At 40.6% G+C, this 20,496-nt stretch carries 12 protein-coding genes; 8 read left to right on the top strand and 4 right to left on the bottom strand.

Features of this window, described 5'->3' with window-relative positions:
- Positions 1-28: 28 nt before the first annotated feature.
- On the bottom strand, positions 29-634 hold the full coding sequence (locus ABDK00_RS09530) for a GNAT family N-acetyltransferase (RefSeq protein ID WP_346239590.1): 606 nt from the start codon (positions 632-634) through the stop codon (positions 29-31).
- An 89-nt stretch (positions 635-723) separates the two neighbouring features.
- On the opposite strand from ABDK00_RS09530, the gene ABDK00_RS09525 reads away from it, so the two are divergent.
- Both ABDK00_RS09525 and ABDK00_RS09520 read left to right on the top strand, forming a co-directional pair.
- The gene (locus tag ABDK00_RS09525) at positions 724-1,779 is read left to right on the top strand and encodes a helix-turn-helix transcriptional regulator (protein WP_346239589.1); all 1,056 of its coding nucleotides are present in this window, start codon (positions 724-726) and stop codon (positions 1,777-1,779) included.
- Positions 1,780-2,160: 381 nt separating this feature from the next.
- Entirely contained in the window at positions 2,161-2,601 is a 441-nt protein-coding gene (locus ABDK00_RS09520; RefSeq protein ID WP_346239588.1) for a hypothetical protein, read from the top strand.
- A 53-nt stretch (positions 2,602-2,654) separates the two neighbouring features.
- Here ABDK00_RS09520 and ABDK00_RS09515 read toward each other — a convergent pair whose 3' ends face one another.
- Genes ABDK00_RS09515 through ABDK00_RS09505 form a run of 3 tightly spaced genes read right to left on the bottom strand, consistent with a single transcriptional unit; the run spans position 2,655 to position 8,648 of the window.
- Entirely contained in the window at positions 2,655-4,040 is a 1,386-nt protein-coding gene (locus ABDK00_RS09515) for a RagB/SusD family nutrient uptake outer membrane protein (RefSeq protein ID WP_346239587.1), read from the bottom strand.
- A gap of 21 nt (positions 4,041-4,061) precedes the next feature.
- The gene (locus ABDK00_RS09510; RefSeq protein ID WP_346239586.1) at positions 4,062-7,355 is read right to left on the bottom strand and encodes a SusC/RagA family TonB-linked outer membrane protein; all 3,294 of its coding nucleotides are present in this window, start codon (positions 7,353-7,355) and stop codon (positions 4,062-4,064) included.
- Between the two features lie 18 nt (positions 7,356-7,373).
- Complete coding sequence (locus tag ABDK00_RS09505) at positions 7,374-8,648, bottom strand: hypothetical protein (protein ID WP_346239585.1); 1,275 nt, start codon at positions 8,646-8,648, stop codon at positions 7,374-7,376.
- A 488-nt stretch (positions 8,649-9,136) separates the two neighbouring features.
- Between ABDK00_RS09505 and ABDK00_RS09500 the strand changes: the two genes are divergently transcribed.
- The 6 genes from ABDK00_RS09500 to ABDK00_RS09475 all read left to right on the top strand — a co-directional run bounded on the left by ABDK00_RS09500 (position 9,137) and on the right by ABDK00_RS09475 (position 20,259).
- Positions 9,137-9,400 (top strand): helix-turn-helix transcriptional regulator, encoded by a 264-nt coding sequence (locus tag ABDK00_RS09500; RefSeq protein ID WP_346239584.1) that lies wholly within the window; start codon positions 9,137-9,139, stop codon positions 9,398-9,400.
- An 895-nt stretch (positions 9,401-10,295) separates the two neighbouring features.
- Entirely contained in the window at positions 10,296-13,496 is a 3,201-nt protein-coding gene (locus ABDK00_RS09495; protein ID WP_346239583.1) for a SusC/RagA family TonB-linked outer membrane protein, read from the top strand.
- Positions 13,497-13,514: 18 nt separating this feature from the next.
- On the top strand, positions 13,515-15,128 hold the full coding sequence (locus ABDK00_RS09490; RefSeq protein ID WP_346239582.1) for a RagB/SusD family nutrient uptake outer membrane protein: 1,614 nt from the start codon (positions 13,515-13,517) through the stop codon (positions 15,126-15,128).
- A gap of 33 nt (positions 15,129-15,161) precedes the next feature.
- Positions 15,162-15,878 carry a hypothetical protein gene (locus ABDK00_RS09485; RefSeq protein ID WP_346239581.1) on the top strand — a complete coding sequence of 239 codons (717 nt, stop codon included), beginning with the start codon at positions 15,162-15,164 and terminating at the stop codon, positions 15,876-15,878.
- A 24-nt stretch (positions 15,879-15,902) separates the two neighbouring features.
- The gene (locus tag ABDK00_RS09480) at positions 15,903-17,006 is read left to right on the top strand and encodes a hypothetical protein (protein ID WP_346239580.1); all 1,104 of its coding nucleotides are present in this window, start codon (positions 15,903-15,905) and stop codon (positions 17,004-17,006) included.
- 631 nt (positions 17,007-17,637) lie between these two features.
- Entirely contained in the window at positions 17,638-20,259 is a 2,622-nt protein-coding gene (locus ABDK00_RS09475) for a glycoside hydrolase family 20 zincin-like fold domain-containing protein (RefSeq protein ID WP_346239579.1), read from the top strand.
- Positions 20,260-20,496 lie beyond the last annotated feature (237 nt).

Genomic DNA, 20,496 nt, shown 5'->3' with positions numbered 1-20,496 from the left:
TAAAATAGTTTAGAAGATGAAGGGAAGGTTAGCCATGGATTTTTAGGAACGCTTCTTTGCGATACTCATAAAGGTTGGCAGTTTTATAAGACATCTGAATTTGCCGGATAAAGCGAAAGCCAACTTTTTGAACCAGCTTGTTAGCCTTTTCATTAGCCGCGTCGGGTTCTCCCATAATACGCTGGATACCTATCGAGAATAAAAACGACAATGCCGTAACCATTACGTCGGGCGTCAAGTTTTTGATCGCTGACTTATTAGGCCCCATGAGTAGATGAATGCCGTAGTCGTTGTCTTCATATTCATAGAGGTCATAGATTTCGTCGAAACGGGTAGCATAATAATCGATCTGCGCGACGGGTTTATCTTTTAGAAATGCCATAAGGGAATAACACTTACCGGATTGAAGGAGCTTTTCATAATGGGCATAAAGGATTTCAATACTGCCCTGCATTTGCCAGAAGGTTTGGGCATAAGGCTTGTTCACCCATTTATGAATAGTTTTAATATCTCGGGTAAGGTGAAGGGGCTTTAACGTGATCTGCTTATCTGAAAATTCCTTTCGATACAGCTGTACCTGCGCACTGAGATTCGTGGGAAACGGGAAGTCGTTTTGTGATATATCTATACTCATGATTTTAGGTTTAAATAAGGTTTATAGTATTTTTTTTTAATTTCAAGTGCAATCTAGCCCGTTGCGGACCCTCTAAACAAGTCCATATCGTGGGATCACCTGTCCAAAAAGTAGGTTTTCCGGTTTTGAGTGATGAGTTTACCATATTAGGCACGACGAACGAAGAAATTAAGCCCAGCCAGCATTTGGCCTCCGTCGCAAAAGTTCCCCGTTTCAAATTCGCAGAGAGCTATGGCGTAGTGGGCGACTTCGGTGTTATGCATTTTCAGAAGCTAAACCTTAATTGGCTTCGGATCTGGTATAGCCATTACCTGATGAGTCACCCGACCCTCATCAGGTCCAGGATTGAACAGCCTATTTTGGAAGCCCACGTAACCCTCAAAAGACATATGGCACAGTCCCTGGGTAAATCGACCAATACCTTACTGGATAGCGGCGAGTTCAATATCACCCATACGCCCTATGTTGAAAACAGGGCTTATTTCGATAGCGATGGAGAATACGTAACCTTTGACATACATCCCAGTGAACATTTTCTGCGCAATGCAGCACAGGATTTTCCGCAGCTGGACCGATTTTTAGAGCAGGCCAGTAAAGAAAAGGAAAAGGCGATCAGTCTTTTAAAATACAGGAGTTTTCTAAGCCCGGAAATGGAAGTGCTTGTTAGAAAGATTATCGCTTATCAGTCGGGTCCTGATGCGCTGCGTGTTTATACAGAAGTGTTGGCTCAAGAGCTGTTAATGCTTTTTTTGATTCGTTCCCAGGGTATTAATGCAACGGCCACAAAACCTCAAGGAAAACACACCGATGCGATGCTACATTTGCGCGAAGTACTCCGCTATCAGGCTGAGGAATATGATTTTGAAGATAATTACGACACCGAACTAGACCTTGCCAACAGGGTTGGACTCACTTTGTATCAAATGAAAACCGCTTTCAGACGCACTTTCGGCATGCCGCCATATCAAATGCTAATGGATTTTCGTTTTCAGCGAGCCCGCAAATACCTGCTGGATACCCGGCTATCAGTTTTTGATATCGGTCTTAAAATTGGCTATAAATCCCGCGAGAGTTTTATAAAAGCCTATAAAAAACGCTTTAGTGTTCCTCCCACAACTTACCGGCAAAAATCAGAATCCGACTAAAACCTACTTTTTGGACTTGTTAAACGGCTAACGGTGGCGATACATTCGTCGAGGAATTGAATGAGTGTACTATTTATGATCGCTCGGCGGGATTAAGCAAATCAAAGTTCCTACCGGATCAAATAGAATAGACACCTATTCGATCCCGAATTTCCTCATTAATTGGGATTAAAGCCAATGCTATGAATCAACCGCTACCGTTAAAATTTTTTGCCCTTCAAACCCATTTTACCAGCCATTACGATCACACGGGTTTGTCGGGCTTTTTAAAGCGAAGGGGTATGATAGTTTTTATGAAAACTACCATACCCTTTGTCGCCCAAGGCCACTACAGCCTTTTATTTATAAAGTACAATCAATTCATATAAAATTACACAAATCATGAGAAGTAATATAAATTTTCAACATTTGAAATGGATACTACCCATTTTTATTGTAGCAATCTCGCTTTTTGCTTTTACGCAAAAGCCGGAACCTGCTACAGGTATTAATCAGGAGCGACTTTTTGCAGATCTGTATTTTAAATACACACCCGCCGATCCGGACGATTTTACACAGGCATCTGTTGAAGAGCAGTCTAACTGGACGCTGATCACTTCCGGTCAGAAATGTGATCAGGAAACTGACGAAGTGGCCTGCTCTTTTTCAATCACTGTAGAAACCAGTCAACAGGCAAGTTACCTGGATGGTACGCACCCATCTTCACGCGTGGAAATCAATACCGGTGGTTCGTCCAGTGAGGCTTTTGTCAGCCAATTGGAAGACGCCTCTGATAATAGCGACATCACACAGGAAATAGATAATATCGAACTTCCAATGTAAATAAGCTGTTTCAAAGATCTGGTAAGGCCGGTGGCTTCATTAGCTACCGGCCTTTAATTTTGCTCAATTCCGGTTAGTTGAATAATATCGTAAGGAATGGGTAGGGCATAGTAACTGGAATTGGGCGCTAGTGTGATGATCGTTCCTTCAATACTTCTTTTCGGAGTGATGTTCCTGCCTTCCTTATTGAGTCGCTTAAGGTCAATCCAGCGAAGTCCCCGCATGAGCAGTTCTTTTCGGCGCTCCAGTAGTATTTTATCCAACACCTCGGCTTCGTTGGTAGATGAGAAAAGTTCAAAGCTTTCTGTTTTGTAGCGGTGTGATAGCAGCTCATTAAGATCGGTGAGCGCGAGTTCCAGATTGCCGGCTCTACAGTTGGCTTCTGACCGGATTAGATAGATTTCATCGGTTGCAATACCCGTAAACTGGCGGCTTCCTCCCGCATAGCTACCAGCATAGGCTGGATAGCCACTCATCATCCTGAAATAATAGAGTTTTCTTAAGTCGTTATCTTCATAGGTTGCAAAGAGCATCGTATCTACGCGTGATCTTGAAGTTAGCAGCAGGCTAATGGTAGCGGTCGCATTCATCTCCGTGTAAAAGGTTGTTTCCTTATTAAATTGCCGGAACTTGTAAGTCGCGGAAAGCGGCCCCAGATCTTCATCTCCGTTTAAATCTATGAGCTCTGATTTTAGCTTAAGGTATTGATCTGCATAAACCAGAGCGCTGTCATACATGCTCATCGATAGATAAGTTCTAGCTAGTAGTCCAAAAGCAGCAAGTCGAGAAGGGCGGAATGGATGAAGCGCACGTTCGGGAAGATAAGCCAGGCTGGTTTTAACATCGTCGATTACCTGGTTATAAGACTGGCGAATCGTGGCTCGTTCCGACGGGATATTAAAATCTGAACTAAGCCTCAAGACAATACCGGGTGCTGCGTCCGCGGTAGCTTCATCAAAAGCTTTAGCATATACCCAACTGAGCATTAAAAAATAATAGCCTCTGAAAAAATGAGCAGATCCTTTTACATTGTTCCAGGTGGCAGGGTCTTCCGACTGAGCTATGTTATCAAGTATTTCCAAACAGTAATTAGCGTTATAAACCGGTGCATAACAAATGGACCAATCATTGGGATATAAATAGTCGTAGGATTTCCATTGATAAGCCGCTTGAAGCATTTCATTCATGCTGCCATAGCGATCGGGAAGTATATAGTAGTCATCAGCTGCTGTTTCGCCAAGAGACGGCGTTCCTTTTTGATTCATAACCTGGGCCGCATCATCCAAAAGGGCTTGAAGATCTTTAACAGTTTGGGGTGTGGTGATACGATTGGAGTATTTTTTATCCAAAAATTTCTGACAGGAACTGACACTAAAAAGAATAATGATCCCGGTTACAAAAATCCAGTTATTAATGGGTTTGAAAATATTTTTAAGCATGACGTTTGATGATTATTGATTTTAAAAATTGCCTCTTAGGCCGATTGTAAATTGGGGTTGCGGAGGATAAGTGTTTGCGTAATCCGGATCAAGTCCGAACTCATTTGCCCTCCAAAGGACACCGAGATTAGAGGCATTCACGTATACTTGAAGATTGTTGAAAGAAGCATTATTTTTAAAAAGTGTCGCCGCATCATAATTTAAGTGGATATAATGTAGCCGGATGTGATCTCCTTTTGCCGTATTTTCCTCAGCATACCGATAGAAATTTTCGCGATAGCTTAACTGCGGGTAATCCGTATAAACAAATTTGGGAATGGTAGTATGGGCCTCATCTCCGGGCTGCTGCCACCGATCATAATAATCTGTATGACCTAGGCCGCCATTAATGAGCGTACTGGAAGAGAAGGTGTTTTTTCTAAAATAATAGCCCATTTTATAAAGAAGGTTGACCGAAAGGGTAAGACCTTTCCAACTCAGGTGATTAATAAGGGAACCAAAATGAACGGGATTAGCTGCTCCCACAAAAACGATGGCGCCACTTTCCATGCCCTTTTCGGTCGTGCTATTTGTGATCGCCCGATAGTCTGTGCTTAGCTCACCATCTAAATAGCCTTGGGGGTCTCCCTGGTTATTTAAGCCCGCAGATTTATAAGCGGTCAGCGCGTAGAGTGGGCGGCCAATGATTGGAATAATGGTATTGCCGTTAAAAACCGCTCCAAAGAAGTCTTTGGAATCATCGGTATAGTAGGCTGTTGTTTTACTGGCATTATAGTTATAAATAAGCTCTGTTGTCCATTTTAGTTCCGCGTCAATATTGCGCGATATTAAATTAAGATCAACGCCATGTCCTTCCATATCCGCAACATTGCGGGTAATGGTTGGCTGGACGCCCCAGGCCGTATAGTCATACGGCGTTTCGCCGTACAGGTCGGTTCCTTTTTTATGATAATACTCAAGAGTGCCACTTAATTTTCGACCGACAGTAGCAAATTGTAATGCCAGGTTGATTTGGCGGGACTTTTCCCACCGCAGGGAAGGATTATTCAGGTTGCTGATTCTTTGCACCGGGAAATTGGTGATATTATTTGTCAGCGCCCCTGAAATCGGCAGCGGTGTTTTACGGGGATCCAGGTTACCGCTATATCCATAGGTGAGCTTTAATTTTAGTTCCGGTAGCGGAGCGAACCTGTAGAAAGGTTCTGATGATAAAAGCCATCCGACACCGCTTGACCAAAGTGGATTCCAGCGCTCATTGGTTTTAGCACCAAAAACATTCGAAGCATCTTTTCTAAAACTTCCGCTGAGTGTATATCTTTTTTTATAAGAATAAGAGCCGTTGGCAAAAAAGCTTACGAACCGGTTGTTCATCAGCTGACCACCAGAGGGTGCGCCGGGAATATATTCAGGGTAGGGGCTGATCAGCGAAGGAAAGCCCCGATTAAAATCCACCGTTCCCGTTGACAGGGGGTCTTCCTGATAGCCGTAGAGCGTTGAAGCTCCTAAATCTTTTGAAATGAGGTCTCTTAACTCAACGCCTGCTAAAAGAGATATGCTGTGGTTCAACCGTTTTTTATAATAATTTAATTTTCCCCTGAAATTCTTTGCAACGATCTCTGAAGCGCCGATGGTCAGGATATCACCGATGGGTATGCCATAGTCAATAGGGACGGAAGGGTTATCGGGTAGTTGCGAGAAGCGATTGATCAGGTCTCGGGTATAAAAACTTTCCATATCAGCAAATCGACGGCTTTGTACCCATTGCTTTTGATACTGATAATCCACCGAGGCGTCCAATCCTTCGAATACCGTATAGTTCATGCCCAGCCGGGCGATTAATTCCTGAGTTTGGGCGGTAGTATAATCATGCAGATAATCGCTGATGGGGTAGTAGTTCCAGTCCAGTAATCGGCCGTTTCCGATGGTGTCTGTAAAATCTTTTCGGTAGCGTGGTAGGTTTACGGGTTGCCCGTTTTGGTCTTGAAAATTTAGATAGGAAATATATCTGCCATTCATGCGACTGAGCTGAGTAAAATCAGGTGCGCCGGATTGGTTATTGGAATGGGTATAGAAAACTGCCAGGTTGGTGGAAAGGTTTTTTAGAATGCGAATGGTATTGTCAAAGCGAAGATTGGTTTTACCACTTTCAAAATAATCTGTTCCCATTACGCGGTCGTGGTTGGCGGCCACAAACCAGGAAATATTAGCCGCGCCGCCCCTTAAATTTAAACTGTACTGCTGGGTAAGTCCCGGGCGTTGAAAGTTTTTCATGTATTCAATACGACTGTCCTGCTGGCTGTATTGAGAAATCCTCATCGCCGAATCTGCGCTCGATATCAATCCCTGCTGTCTTTTATAAAAAATGTCGACGGATGGAGGTAAAGCGGGCCAGCCGTTAATATCATCGATCTGGTCATTGAAATGTCCTTGCTTAAAAAGTTGTTCTTCAATCCTGATATAATCTTCGCTGGAAATCTGTGGTTGCGCAAGCAAATCGGGACCTTTTGAAAATATCAGATTGGCATTAAAACTTACATTTAGCTTCTGGTTGAACCGGCCCTTTTTACTGGTAATGACAATCACGCCATTACCTGCCCTGGCGCCCCAGATACTGGCCGCAGCTGCATCTTTTAAGATCGTGATACTTTCAATATCATTGGGATTGATATTATTAATATCACCTTCGTAGGGAAAATTATCAAGAATAATCAGCGGTGAAATAGGCCCGTTAATCGTACTTAGCCCCCGTATTGAAATGGTGTTAGATTCGGTGCCTGAACTATTTTCTTTTCCGATATTAAAGAGTAAGCCATTCGTTACCCCATTTAATCGTTGCAAGATATTCGTGCCTGTTTGTTGGTTGAGTGTTTCGTTATCGATCACCACCACGGAACCATTAATTTCATTGGGTTTTATTTTTTGGTAACCGGTGTTTGCTTCAACAATAACCGTGGCTTCGGTTTTGCGCCATGGAACTAGAATTATCTGAATATTGGTCATGCCTTGCGAAACTGCAATCGTGGTATCAGCGTAACTTACGTAGGAAATAAAAAGCGAATCACCCTTCATGGCGTTGATGCTAAACCAACCTTTGTTATCGGCATTGGTTCTTATATTCTTTCCTTTTACTGCAATATTTGCCCCGATCATGGGAACGAGAGATTCATTACGTATATATCCACTGACGGTAATTTCTGAGGTTTGGGATTTGGCAGTGAGGGGTAGACAAATAGTAAAACATTGTAGTGTCAGAATAATGCTGGCTAGTCTCAAATAAGCCGGCTTGTTTGGTAATTTGTGGAGCGTAAATTTCATAAAGCGATTGTTTTGGGTTTAAGGTTTGTTAAATCGGATGATTTCGATGGTTCTGGGGGCTTGCTCAATCTGAAAACCGATACCCTCTAATTGTTGTATTAATATTTGTGGATTGCTGAGATCAGCTCCTTTGGTGAAGGCAATATCAATAGGCTCGTCTTTATAAGAAGACTCGTTAATGATTGGCAGTCTCAGTTTATCTAGCATTCCTAGGGCAATATTTACGCTGTAGCCTCTAATAAATTTATCCTTGTTGTTTTTAGAAAGACTTACCGAAGTGCCGGGATGGGAAGATTTGATTTGGCTGATGTTTTTAATATCTCTGATAACGATACAGGGCATCGATTCTTTTAAGAGCTGCGCTCGTATGCCGAAGGATCGTTTAAGATCCGCTTGCAGTAGTTGCTCCAATTGCTGGGATTTTGCATGGCTATCATTAAACTTAATCTCGTAGCAGTATTTTGAGGGTTGCTTTTGATCGTCAAAGATGATTTGTTTGTCGAGATCGTAAAAGATGCGATTATCGTTAAAGCCTTTGAGCGTCTGTCTATAAGCTTTTTGAATAAAAAACGAAAGTGGACGGTTAATAGCACAGTAGCCAAGAATTTTTCCTGTACTGTCTCGTATATAACGGGTAGGTAGGCTACTGCTCGGTTGCTCCTTAGAAAACATAGAATAAAACAGGAAATCATTTCTGTTACTACCACCGGTAGCAATAAGGGAATAAAGATCTAGAGCTGCGTCTTTGGAATCCTTAACGGTCAGTTCGTTTAGCTCATTGCTTATAAATTTTTTTAGATTTTGTTCGGTAAGCTCATCGGCTGATGTAATGGCTTTGATTTTTCGATCCTTTGATATCCAAACATAGTGGGGCACTGATTGATGCGGGAAATAAAGGTTTAGTAAGGTATCGTTGAGGGCGATAGGGATACTTGGATAAAATCCGGTGTTTTTCTTGACCTTACTGAGAAGTGCGTTTACTTCTTTTTCATAACCCATATCATGGGGGTTGGCGAGGATAATCTGTAAGTCATCATTAAATTTATCCTGCAGTTGCTGAACTTTGGGAAAAGAAGAAATACAACTCAGGCAATACCTGCTCCAGAAATCAATAATAATATGTTTGTCTTTTAATTCGGATAGAGCGAGCTGACCTTGGGGTCGGTTGATTACTTTTTGAAAGGTGAAATCAGGAAATCGATCGTCAATGTTAAGGGGTTGGATTTTTGTGATCTGCGCGTTCAGGTATAGGCAAAGGAATACCATCACGCCTAAGAGCGTTAAAATTTTCACTGGTCAAATGCATTAAGTTTAGAAATTTGGTACCCGGTACATCGGGTTAGGCAGGGCCTGCCCATGAGAAAAAACAGTCCCGCCACCCGACGACCGTTGCTAAACTGGTTTCTTTGGCTTTTGGGCAAACAAAGCCTTAAATGCTATGACATTTGCTAAAATGAGTTGATATGATGTTTTGGCACTCATCCATTGAGGGTTACGGGATGAGTCTTTTGGTAATAGAGTACCTTCTAATTAGGGAAACAAAGTGGCGTGGTACTCAACTTACCGAATAGAGGTACTGGTATACCCGGAACGAATAAGAGAGCCCACGCCGTAACGTGGGCATTCTACTTATCATCTCGTTCCGATCGAAAATTACCAGTTTTCTATTCGAGACTCAAAGCGAATGCTTCAAATATTTTTATCGAAGTAGTCGCGAAAATAATATTATTGCTAAAAGTAAAGAAATAAACCCATATTGTCAAATTTGACAATTTATTTTTTTGAAAGTTCCTGACTTTGGTGTTGTGAAAGTAAGGAACCAGAAATATCTTAATGCTTTTGGAAAAAACTTGAAGGAAATTCTGAAAGATAGAGGCAAAACGGCTGAAGATGTAGCAGCTATAGGGCATCTCGAAACAAAACAAGTTTATCGAGTGATTAATGGCGAACATAGCACAACTTTGTCTGTACTTATTGCCATTGCTAAGGGCCTTGAAATTCACCCAAAAAAACTACTAGATTTTGACTTTGAGTTCGAAGAGTGAAAAGTCAAACAGTTTCTATTTTTGAAGAAAGACCAGTATGCATACAGCTTCAAAATTTATCTATTTTTTATTTTTTTTTTACTTTTAGTTCTTGTGCGAGTTCGAAGACTCCCTCATCTGTAAACGGCGCATTACCTAAACTGACAAAATCTAAATTCCTCTCAGTGGCTTAAGCCAGAGAAAATATATCCGATAATAAGTGCAAATATCTCGTTTAAAAAGAACATATGCTGCGCCTCTTGGTATTACTGAGAAGAGCGACTTAAACTATGCAGCAAAACTTATCGATGAGTGGGTAAAGCTGGGTGACGGAAATGCTTACGTACTGACGAATTACGAATGGATCACCGTGGACGGGATGGGAAGCTCCCAGTTACAAGTTGAATTTGACACCATGCTTTGTGACTAGTAAAAATTTTGCAGATAAAAGTTTTATTAAAATAGTCTGAAATTATTTAACCGCATTTTATCGATAGCGGTGTACAGCCACCATTCAATTCGTCCCAACATTTAACACGCCGGGTAAATTTTAAGTGTTACCTAGTACTGTCCATCTGAACATTTGTCTTTGATCTCATTAACAGTGTCCTGAAGAGCAGATAGTGCCTACATCAATATTTCTTAACTAAGCTCAAAAAATCGCACTTTACCGAGCAGTTTAATATATCTAGTGAACGGCACGGAAGTCGAGTAGTCAAGTTATTCGTTTAATCGTAACATTTGTGTTATCGAATTGTAAAATTTGCGCATACGGTTGCGCATTAAAATGCGATTAAAACCACTCTATATTTACTTCATAAATGAAATTTAAGTCTCTGAAACATTTCTATCTTTTCGAGATTTCTAATAACATTTACCCGTCCGATTTTTCACGTAAAATCTAAAATATCAGTTAATGAGAGAGTTACTATTTAGTATTGCCTTTCTGGCGTTTTATGCTATGGGTTATTCGCAAGACGTTTCGAAAATCAGAGGTGTGGTGACGGATACATTAGCACAGCCTCTTTCCAATGCTTCTGTTAAGGCAGGGCGTCAGGGCGTTTTGACCGACGAGCAAGGCCGATTTGAAATTTCAATTACGGGTATCGAAGCCCAATTAGAAGTGTCGTCGGTTGGGTATATATCTCAAACTATTACGGCAAGAGTGGGACAGGCGATTGTCGTAGAATTGAATCCCAACGCAGCGAGCAATTTGAGCGATGTTGTGATTGTCGGTGTACAACGCCAAAATAAGCGAAACAGTATCGCTGCACTTGCTGGCGTCACTGCAAAAGACATTGAGAATCGCCCGGCAGCGAGCGTCGATGCCTTATTACAAGGTAGAGTTGCCGGTTTAAATGTGCAGGTGGCAAGTGGTGAACCCGGTGTGGCTCCGACCGTTGTGGTTCGTGGAAACACAAGGGTTAGCCAAAATATTGGCAATGTTGAGGAGGCACAATCGCGAGCCATGAGCGGGCCGTTGTACGTTATTGACGGTATCCCAATCGATCCCAACGACCTTCGAAGTAACGGTCTGGATGCAACGGGCACTAACTACCTGGCAGGAATTAATATTAACGATATCGAAAATGTTGTGGTACAAAAGGATGCCATCGCTACAGCAGCCTGGGGTTCACGCGGGGCTAACGGTGTAATATATATTACAACAAAAAAGGGCACATCCAAGCGACCTTCGTTTTATGTAAATGTTTATGGAGGTTTGACGCAGCGCCCAAAATTATTGAAAACGCTTACAGGAGCTGCTGAACGAGAGGCAAAATTAAATCTTATAAGAGCTTATGCCACAACACCTGATCAATTAGCCTCCATACCGCAAATTTTAACAGATAGCCTTAATCCATACTTTAATAATGCAACTGATTGGCAGGGCCTTTTTTATAGAAATGGCGCTATTAAAAATGTGGATATGAGCATGTCTGCGGCTACCGATATTGTAAATTATCGTTTAAGCGCCGGCTATTATAATGAGACAGGTATTGTAAAGAATACCGGATTTCAACGCTATTCTTTACGCGGTAACTTTGGATTTACAATTAGCCCGAAATTAAACTCTCAAGTTGTTATTGGTTTAACAAAAGCCGATCGGCAAAGAGGATGGAAGCTGAATAATAGCCAGCCCAATACTCCATTTGAGGGTTCTGCTCAGCCGTCGTCGTTCTTCTTTCTTAACAATTTTGACAGGGATTATTTCTTAGGCTTGTCCGATCAATTACGAAATGATAATACCGACAATACGATTCTATCTTCAATCACGATCAATTACGACATTCTCCCCTCATTGAGATATGTGTTGCAAGGGTCTGCTACTATAAATACTTCAAAACTAAATTATTTCAAGCCATCTAATTTGGAGTCGGCAACAGAAAATGGCGATATCACCGTTCCCTCGCAAGCCCGCTCCCAACAAGGAACTACATCTAGTTATATGTGGATGAATAATTTGGATTGGCATAAATCGTTCGAAACAAACAAGGGAGCTAGCCATGATCTGAATTTAACCTTGTCGCATCAATATTCCACCACTAACTCGGAAACGGCATTTCTGAACGGCTACAATACTCCATCCAACAATATTCAGGTGGTTGCAGGGATACCGCAACAGGACCTAAGTGGTAACTCTAATTACCTGCGTGATGCTTTGCTGAGCTTTGTAGGCCAATTACAATATACGTTTAATAAAAAATATTTGATCTATGGCTCTTACCGTGGCGACGCATCTTCTAGATTTGGAGCAAATACGAAATGGGGTTATTTTCCCGCCGCGGGTTTGGGATGGATTGTGTCGGATGAAGGTTTTTTTGAAGGTGCTAAAAATGTTTTTAATTTCTTTAAAATTAGAGGAAGCTATGGGATTTCCGGACGTTTGGCCGACAACTACTATGCTCCTTATAATGTGTATTCCGTTTCCGGAACTTATGGCGGCGACATTGCTGTGCAACCCAGCTTCACAAATGGTTTAACTAAGAATGATCTTACCTGGGCTAAATCAATTCAGAAAAATTTGGGATTTGACATTGAAATGTTTAAAAGCCGCGTTAGCATCACTGCCGATGTTTATGATCGATTGATGAAAGACGATTTTTATAATTTTGATTTACCCGATTTTACAGGATATCAATCAATCAGTTTTAATGCTCGCGATTTATGGGTTAATAACAGAGGGTTGGACCTTTCCATTCTTTCAAGAAATATGCCGCGAACCAGCGCTTTTCAGTGGAGTACGCAACTCATATTAAGTTTCAATAAAAATAAGATAGCTAAACTTCCTAATAATAACCGGATTTTTGTTGTTTCTGATCCTTATGGAGTAAGCCGTATTTACGCCGTTGGCCAACCGGTATACCAAATGTTTCAGATGCAATACAGAGGTGTTTATAATCACGCGGACGAAATTCCATTCAATCCACTGACGGGTAACAAAATTACGTACTATAAAGGCTTTCATACGGTCGTTCCCGGAGATCCGATTTGGGTTGACGTAAATGGCGATGGTGATGTCTGGAGCGGTCAGGATAACGGAGATGCTTTTTCAGACAGAGTACCTACGGGTGATCCTAATCCCCGGTTTACGGGAGGTTTTACCAATGAATTTAGCTATAAGAATTTTTCTTTGTCTGTCAACAGCGTATTTACATTTAAGCGGACGGTGGTTAACACCTTCTATCAACAGCAATTAGACGCGTTTGGGGGTAATATTAATAATCTTGCCAGAAATAGGTTACTTGAACTGGATGGTTTAGATTATTGGACACCGGCAAAAGCGCAGGATCCTAACTATAAGGCGAACTTTCCCTCTTTAACACCGTATGGAGGATACTTCTACCAGTTCTTTCCTTTCACCGATATGTTTAATGTAGATGGTAGCTATTTTAAAATTAAGCAGGTTCTTTTAAATTATCAATTACCCAACCATATTATTAACAAGCTAAAGGTTAGCAGGTTAAATATTTATACGAATGTTACTAATCTTTTAATCCTGAAAAATAAGAACAATACCATGCCTGATCCTGAGTTAGTCGATCAGTTGGGAACTTATACGGGTGGCTTATATCCGCAGCCAAGAGTTTATACACTTGGTTTTAATGTAACTTTTTAATCTTTAATTCCACTTGAAATGAAAATATTCACTAACATCACGAGATACGTATCGATATGTTTTTTATTTTGTGCTGGCGTTACGCTACTAGGGTGTCAGAAGCAGTTGCGGCAGGGACCCATCAACGCTACATACAGCGGTTACTTTTGGACTTCTCAAACCTCTGTAGAACAAGCTGCTTTGGCAATGTACGGCCAACTTCGCTCAAACCTGCGGGAAGCTTCAGGAAATGGAGTAGATATGAACCCTCCTTGTCATTTTGTTTGGGGTGATTTAGTCTCAAGCAATTTCAGATATGCAGGCGGCGGAACATTTTTGCAGTATGGTTTGTCCGCAACACCTACGGTGTCTGCAAAGCCCTGGAATTTTTCATATGTCCCATATTGGACCAATTTAAGTAATTGGTCCAGGTTTTATCAGCTTATTGCGCAATGTAATCTGGTAATTGAAAATGTGAGTCAAATGCCATTATCGCTGTTTGCTTCGGCCGAAGTACGTAATAGCTATATTGCCGAGGCATTATTTATGAGAGCATATACCTATTTTTATGTTACACGCATATGGGGCGATCCGGTTTATGTCTCAAAAACTTATAACGATGTCGATTATGGCAGTATTCCTCCTGTGCCTCGAAGTCCCGAAAAGCAAGTGCTCGACAGTTGCCTTAAAGATTTAAGTAATGCCGCGAACTTCCTTTCCTATACTGCTGGCGACCCTCAGAAATCAATCAGAGCGAACAAAGGTTCTGTGGAGGCGTTAAAAGCACATATTTTTGCGTGGAAGCATGAGTATGATAGTGCCCACTTTTACTGCGATAAGGTAATTAATAACGCCGGTTATGAACTCGAGCCAATAGGCAGTTATAAAAATATTTGGAACGGGCAGGTTTCAAAGGAAAATATTTTTGAATTGCCTATGAAATTTGAAAATGCCGACCCTAATTTCAATAGCCAAAATTCATGGGCCGAAGCTCAGTTCAATGGATTTGGGGTTTTTTTAAAAGGAGTAGTGGTTGATAATCGTCGCACCAGTTGCTGGATTGCTCCTTTGGGAGGTATAGTTGTAGCTACGAACGGCGGTTTTGGTCTTTTCGGAGATTCTACCTCCCAAGATAAGCGATACCGATCTATTTTATTCTATCAAAATGCCGGTGGTGGCGATCCTGCGGGTTACATGCTTTTAAAATATACTAATTTCTTTTATCAGAATTCGGATACCAAAACGCGCCCATACCTTAACAACAATCTTGTATTGTTGCGGCTGGCCGATATCATTCTATTAAATGCCGAATCGTTGACTGCAATGGGCAGGCTAAACGAGGCAAAGCAAATGTTGAAATTAACCGAAGACCGAGCGGGCATTAATAGCTATGAAAGTGTAAGTAACCAATACGATCTTATGGATGAAGTTGTAATGGAGCGTGGACGTGAGTTTATTGGAGAAGGAAGCTGGTTTTATGATTTAATTAGAACCAATCAAACCCAGGGATGGCTTGAGTATGTAGGTTACCCGGCTGAAAGGGTGACCCCTCAAAACAAAGGATATTATTGGCCAATTGATATGGCTGCATTATTTCCTTATAATAATCTTTTGGTACAAAATCCTTGGTGGGCTAATAATGGCGGAAGATAAAATCCACTTAAAAAGACTTAAAAAGTATTAAATATGAAAAAGCATTTTACTCTTATTGGTTCAGCTTTTGTTGCAGTCGTATTGCTGGTTGCATGCAAACGGGAATATATTGTCGGGGGCGATGTGCACGACGTGAATATGTATAAAAACGTTTCAACTTATGATGTCTTAAAAAAATTTCCGGAATATGATACGCTGGTTCAGCTTATTGATGCCGGAAATTTGCAAGAAGCTATTAATCAAAATAATAGCACTTTTTTCGCTGTTAATAACAGATCCATATTTGCCTATTTAAATGCAAGAACAATTTTTCTGCAAAATACTGTTGACCAGAATAAAAAGTTTTTGCTCGATTCTTTGATTTACTATATAAAAAATAACATAAATAATACCCGAGATTCATTACTAATGTATTTGGTGCCCAACCTTCAGGTAAATCCTGACGGAGTTACCCAAATTGGTAACATATATCCAAGTGCGCTGAATGGTAGTAGGATCATTGTTTCATTTGAAGAAACAGTTACAGCTAATGACGGTTACTACAGCAATATTTCTACCATTCCGCGTCTATTATATTTCACACAATTGTGGAAGCCTTATCAAATAGGTCAGGATAGCACTGCAGCTGCTGTTCCGCCAGCTACGGGAATTAGAACCCGCGTGAAAACTTCTTTTATTAACACACAAAATGGAGTTCTAAACGCATTGAATACCGCAACCTTGTTTTATTATGGCCAACGTGTAAACTAGTGTAAACCTAAAAAACTTAATCAAATGTCGTTTTTCAAAAAAATAAATAAAAGAACGCTGTATAGTTTTCTCCCAGTTCTGATTCTGTTGATGTCAGCGTGCACCAAAATCGAAGAGGGCTTCATAAGTCCAACAATGCAGTACAGTGTAAAATTGCTAACGATTTCTAAAGGTCGAATAGCAAAGTCAAACTCTTTAGTACCAGATGGTAGTAGTATCCCCCTGTCTATTAAATGGGTTCATATTTACGATTCCACAGGTAAAGTAGTTGACGATATCTTTATTAAAACCTATCCGGTAGATGTATGGACAAAATCTTATAATAGTTTAACCGACACTTCTTATGCTAAGATCATTGAAAAGAGAGAAACCGTTCAGTTGCCACCGATAACTGTAAATCCGAAAAGTGGAGTAGTAGAATCTAATAGCGCCTCGCTCTATATACCATCAGGTACTTATACGATGGACGTAGAAGTGTCGAACGAGGCGGGTACTCAAATGTTGCCAAAAGCAATGACCTTGGTATTTATAGATGATTTGCCGATTGCAACCTATCAGCAAAGCGCTTACAGCCTAAGTAGGCTTATCGCAAATACAGCTACAGGAGCCAATCCTGCTTACTACAACGGTTTAAACAATCCGTTTATTATGGAAACAGTTAAAAGAAATGGTGATGCTCCCAATCTGATTACCATTAAAGTTACAGATCGTAATGGCGTACCTTTTAATCCCAGATTGGGCGAAATTGCAAAAAGGCCAAACTCGGGCGTAAACCCGAATCCACCTTTTTTGCAAAACCTCGAAGATTATGCGCCTGATACCTTTGTGGCCACTGATACTGCCTTAACATTAAGGTATCCATTAGTGCCTTTTCCGATAGCTAGTTTAGGAAATGGGTTTAATCAATACTACCGAATTCCGACAGCGTTTGTTACGATGGATAGTGTTGCCACCTGGCCAGCGAACGCCACTGGACCTGGAATATATTATCAAGGCGCTTCCGACTCGAGATATTTGGGAACATACAAGAATGATCGTTACGACTATTCACTTCGTTTTGCAGCTAGAATTTTTGTACCGGGTTCATATTCCATAACGTTGAAATTGTTAAATGTAACGCATCGATAGGGAATTTTAGTATGTACTCACTTACTAACTAATTCTATCAATAAAGCTCCTGATTCAGGAGCTTTTACTTTAATAATTCTAAATGTAAAAAATGATCTAAACCTCCGCCATCGCTTCCACCATTAAATGGCTATAGGCTTCGTTAAGGAAATTGGGAATTGGATTTTTATTCCTGCAATGTATATTTACTGTTTATTTGTTTTGTTGTTGCACCCGTTTCTTCTTCGGCCATCATATGCAGCAGGAACCAACTTGCAAGTGGAACTCCTTTGATCGCTTGAAATTAGGGATAAAGATTTTCAGAACAAATTAACGAGAAAAAGGAATAAAGAACTTATTCGCCACTTTATCGAACTCAGATATACAAAGGCATTTATAAAGCTTGGCTGCTTTCAACATACCACTCTAAATAACCATTAAAAAATTACTTACAAAAGAGATTCTGAGCTCGACTGGTAATATTTTAGAAAGGTAAGAAAGGTAGGGTAGGTAAGTCGCCATCCCGTTCCTTGTACCATGTCGTTATAAGTACAAAAAATAAGTACATACAAGTTGAAAATGAATGTCAAAAACGTTAGACAAAAATCCTTCAACAATAGTAACATGTTTTTTTACTTTTGTTACTTAAACAGTGTTCACTCGTCTAAAAAATTACCAAGTGATAAAAATAATAGTCCTACTATATATAATTTTTCCCTGCCACATTTTTTCTCAAAACATATTACCGGCACCAAAGTCTATGACCAAACTGAATGGGACATTGGATATTCGAAAAGATCTTCTTAGAATAAAAAGCAACTCCTCCAACACTACCTACATTATAAACACCTTGAAACAGCTCCAGATACATGCCATAGCCACAGAGCAATCCAATTTTGATATTTTATTAGAAAAATTTCCGCAAACAGCTGTGCCAGCTGAGGCCATTAATTTGGGAAAGGAAGGCTACATTCTTCATATCGCAAATTCCAAAATTGAAATAAAAGGTCTCACGGATGCAGGGATATACTACGGCATCCAAACATTAAAGCAATTGATCGCGCAAAACGGCATTATACCCAATGTTCATATTTACGATAAACCTGATATTTCTATAAGAGCCTGGCAGGATGATATAAGCCGTGGACCTATTCCAACGATGGACTTTCTTAAGAAACAAATCGAAACGATGGCGTCTTTTAAATTAAATTATTTCACGCTGTATATAGAACATGTCTTTAAATTCAAACAACATCCTGGTATTGCTCCTGAACAGGGCATCAACAGCGAGCAATTAAGAGAGCTGGAAGATTTTGCCGCTACCCATTTTGTGACTTTAATAGGCAGCTATCAGTCTTTTGGCCACATGGCCAAAACCCTTTCTTTGCCAGCTTACGCACATCTCGCAGAAAACGAGCATATTATTTCTCCGGCTCTTGACGCGTCGTACCAGTTTTTAGAAGAGGTATTTTCTGAAATTGTCCCGGCATTTAACGGCGAATTCTTTAATATTAATTGCGATGAAACCTTTGGGCTTGGGGAAGGAAAATCAAAAATTATGGTCGATTCGTTGGGAATTGCCGGCGTCTATTCCTACCATATCAACCAGCTGGATAAGATACTCAAAAAATATAATAAGAAAATCTTGATGTGGGGCGACATTGCCGCAAAATATCCGGAAATCGTTCCTTCACTGCCGAAAGATATCACGGTCATTCCTTGGGCGTACCACGGCGCCGAATCGTTTGACGAGCTCATCAAACCGATCGCTAACCAAAGCCTCAACTTTTGGATTGCACCTGGGGTCAGTTGCTGGTCAAAAATCTTTCCCAATTTGCAGACGGCCAAAGTAAACATTTTTAATTTTATTAGAGACGGCTATAAACTAAACGCTACTGGCGTTTTGAATACGAGCTGGGATGATGGAGGTTTTAACTTTTTTAACAACAACTGGCACGGATTTGCGTGGGGCGCTGAAAATAGCTGGAATGCTCCAACAACGGAAATTAGTATAGACGAACGGTTCCAAAACTTTAATCATGCCTTTAACCAGGTTGGCTTCGGCACTTCAGGTGATATCGCGGATCTGTTTTTAAAATTTTCTACATTGCACCAATCAGAAGTAAAAAACGAATTGGAACAAAGCCGCTTTTTTGAGCCCTTGTTTCCCATTCATTTAGACTATGTAAAAAAAGGACAATTAGAAGAAAATCTTAAAGACATAGAAACAATAACGATCATCAAAAGCAAGCTGAATGTGGTAAGGCAGAACGTTACTAAAAATGCCGAATGGTTAGATTATTTTGAGTTCGCATTAGACCAGGCCCTTTTTACGCTTAGAAAAAATATTTTCCGCATAAATATTTATAATTTCATAAACGGCGATCGTCAACACACGGTCGAACTACTGAAGGAAAGAAATAGAACCCTCATCTGCGAACTTGAAAAGTTAAAAAAAGCATTCGCCAATCTTTGGAAACAGGAAAACCGGCTTTACTGGCTCAATGCCAATATGACAAGATTCGACGATCTTATTAAGAGCATGCATCAATTAGGCGGCCATATAATTATTGAGCCAATAAATGAAATGTCGGAAAAAGGGCGGGCTATAACAATACGCTCCGTATTCAATGAAATTCCTATTCAATACGAACTAAATGGAAAAAACATATCTACAAATGCTCCGGTTTATCGCAAGCCTATTTATAGTAAAAGCGATATAATGGTCACTGCCAAGTCTCAGGGCGATTTCGAAGAGGAAAAAATAGAGTTGATCTTTCACGAAGCCTTGGGTTCCTTTTACAAGCTAAATTCACCCTACAGCACTTACCATCCCAGCTACAACGGCGGTGGCGAAGAAGCGCTAGTAGATGGGCAGCAGGGTTTGGCAGATGATTTTAAAAGTGGTAAGTGGCAGGCGTATAGTGGACAGGATATAGATATTGAACTATCTTTTCCCCAACGGAAAAGTCTAAAAACATTTTCGATGGGATTTCTTCAGAATACAGCCTCCTGGATTATTTTCCCCCGGCAAGTTGAAATTTATATAAAAAATAAGAAGGACGAGCCATACAAACTTTTTAAAACCATTGAAACAAAAATTCCACCCGAGGCTGAGGGAAGCCTGAAAGAAAATTATACAGCAACGCTCGACAAAATAAGGCCGGCATTCATTAGAATAATATCCAGAAATTATGGCAAACTGCCGGTATGGCATCACGCGGGCTCAGGTTATGACGCCATGCTTTTTGCAGATGAAATTATTATTAAATAGCGTCAAATGTAGAACGCTTAATTATATTCTGATTTGTAAATTATCCTAAGTTAACTAAAATAGGTTAATGGCTTCGGCAACATCTGCTGCTAACCGACTATCGGGTTATAAAAAAATTCCAAAAACTGCGACTGAGGATGCTTGTTGCTGCACTCTAATTTTTATTCTATCGCTTTCAATACACACCCACAGCTGCCATTCGTGATTACTGCCTACAACCTAATTGAGTGGCGGCAT

The sequence above is a fragment of the Niabella insulisoli genome (genome assembly GCF_039652435.2).
In the GTDB taxonomy this organism is placed as follows: Bacteria; Bacteroidota; Bacteroidia; order Chitinophagales; family Chitinophagaceae; genus Niabella; species Niabella insulamsoli.
This window is presented reverse-complemented; position numbering and strand designations above follow the sequence as displayed.

Excerpts from the sequence above, each read along its gene's own strand:
- ABDK00_RS09530 (WP_346239590.1), bottom strand. The coding sequence starts at position 634 with ATGAGTATAGATATATCACAAAACGACTTCCCGTTTCCCACGAATCTC.
- ABDK00_RS09520 (WP_346239588.1), top strand. The coding sequence starts at position 2,161 with ATGAGAAGTAATATAAATTTTCAACATTTGAAATGGATACTACCCATT.
- ABDK00_RS09515 (WP_346239587.1), bottom strand. The coding sequence starts at position 4,040 with ATGCTTAAAAATATTTTCAAACCCATTAATAACTGGATTTTTGTAACC.
- ABDK00_RS09510 (WP_346239586.1), bottom strand. The coding sequence starts at position 7,355 with ATGAAATTTACGCTCCACAAATTACCAAACAAGCCGGCTTATTTGAGA.
- ABDK00_RS09495 (WP_346239583.1), top strand. The coding sequence starts at position 10,296 with ATGAGAGAGTTACTATTTAGTATTGCCTTTCTGGCGTTTTATGCTATG.
- ABDK00_RS09490 (WP_346239582.1), top strand. The coding sequence starts at position 13,515 with ATGAAAATATTCACTAACATCACGAGATACGTATCGATATGTTTTTTA.
- ABDK00_RS09485 (WP_346239581.1), top strand. The coding sequence starts at position 15,162 with ATGAAAAAGCATTTTACTCTTATTGGTTCAGCTTTTGTTGCAGTCGTA.
- ABDK00_RS09480 (WP_346239580.1), top strand. The coding sequence starts at position 15,903 with ATGTCGTTTTTCAAAAAAATAAATAAAAGAACGCTGTATAGTTTTCTC.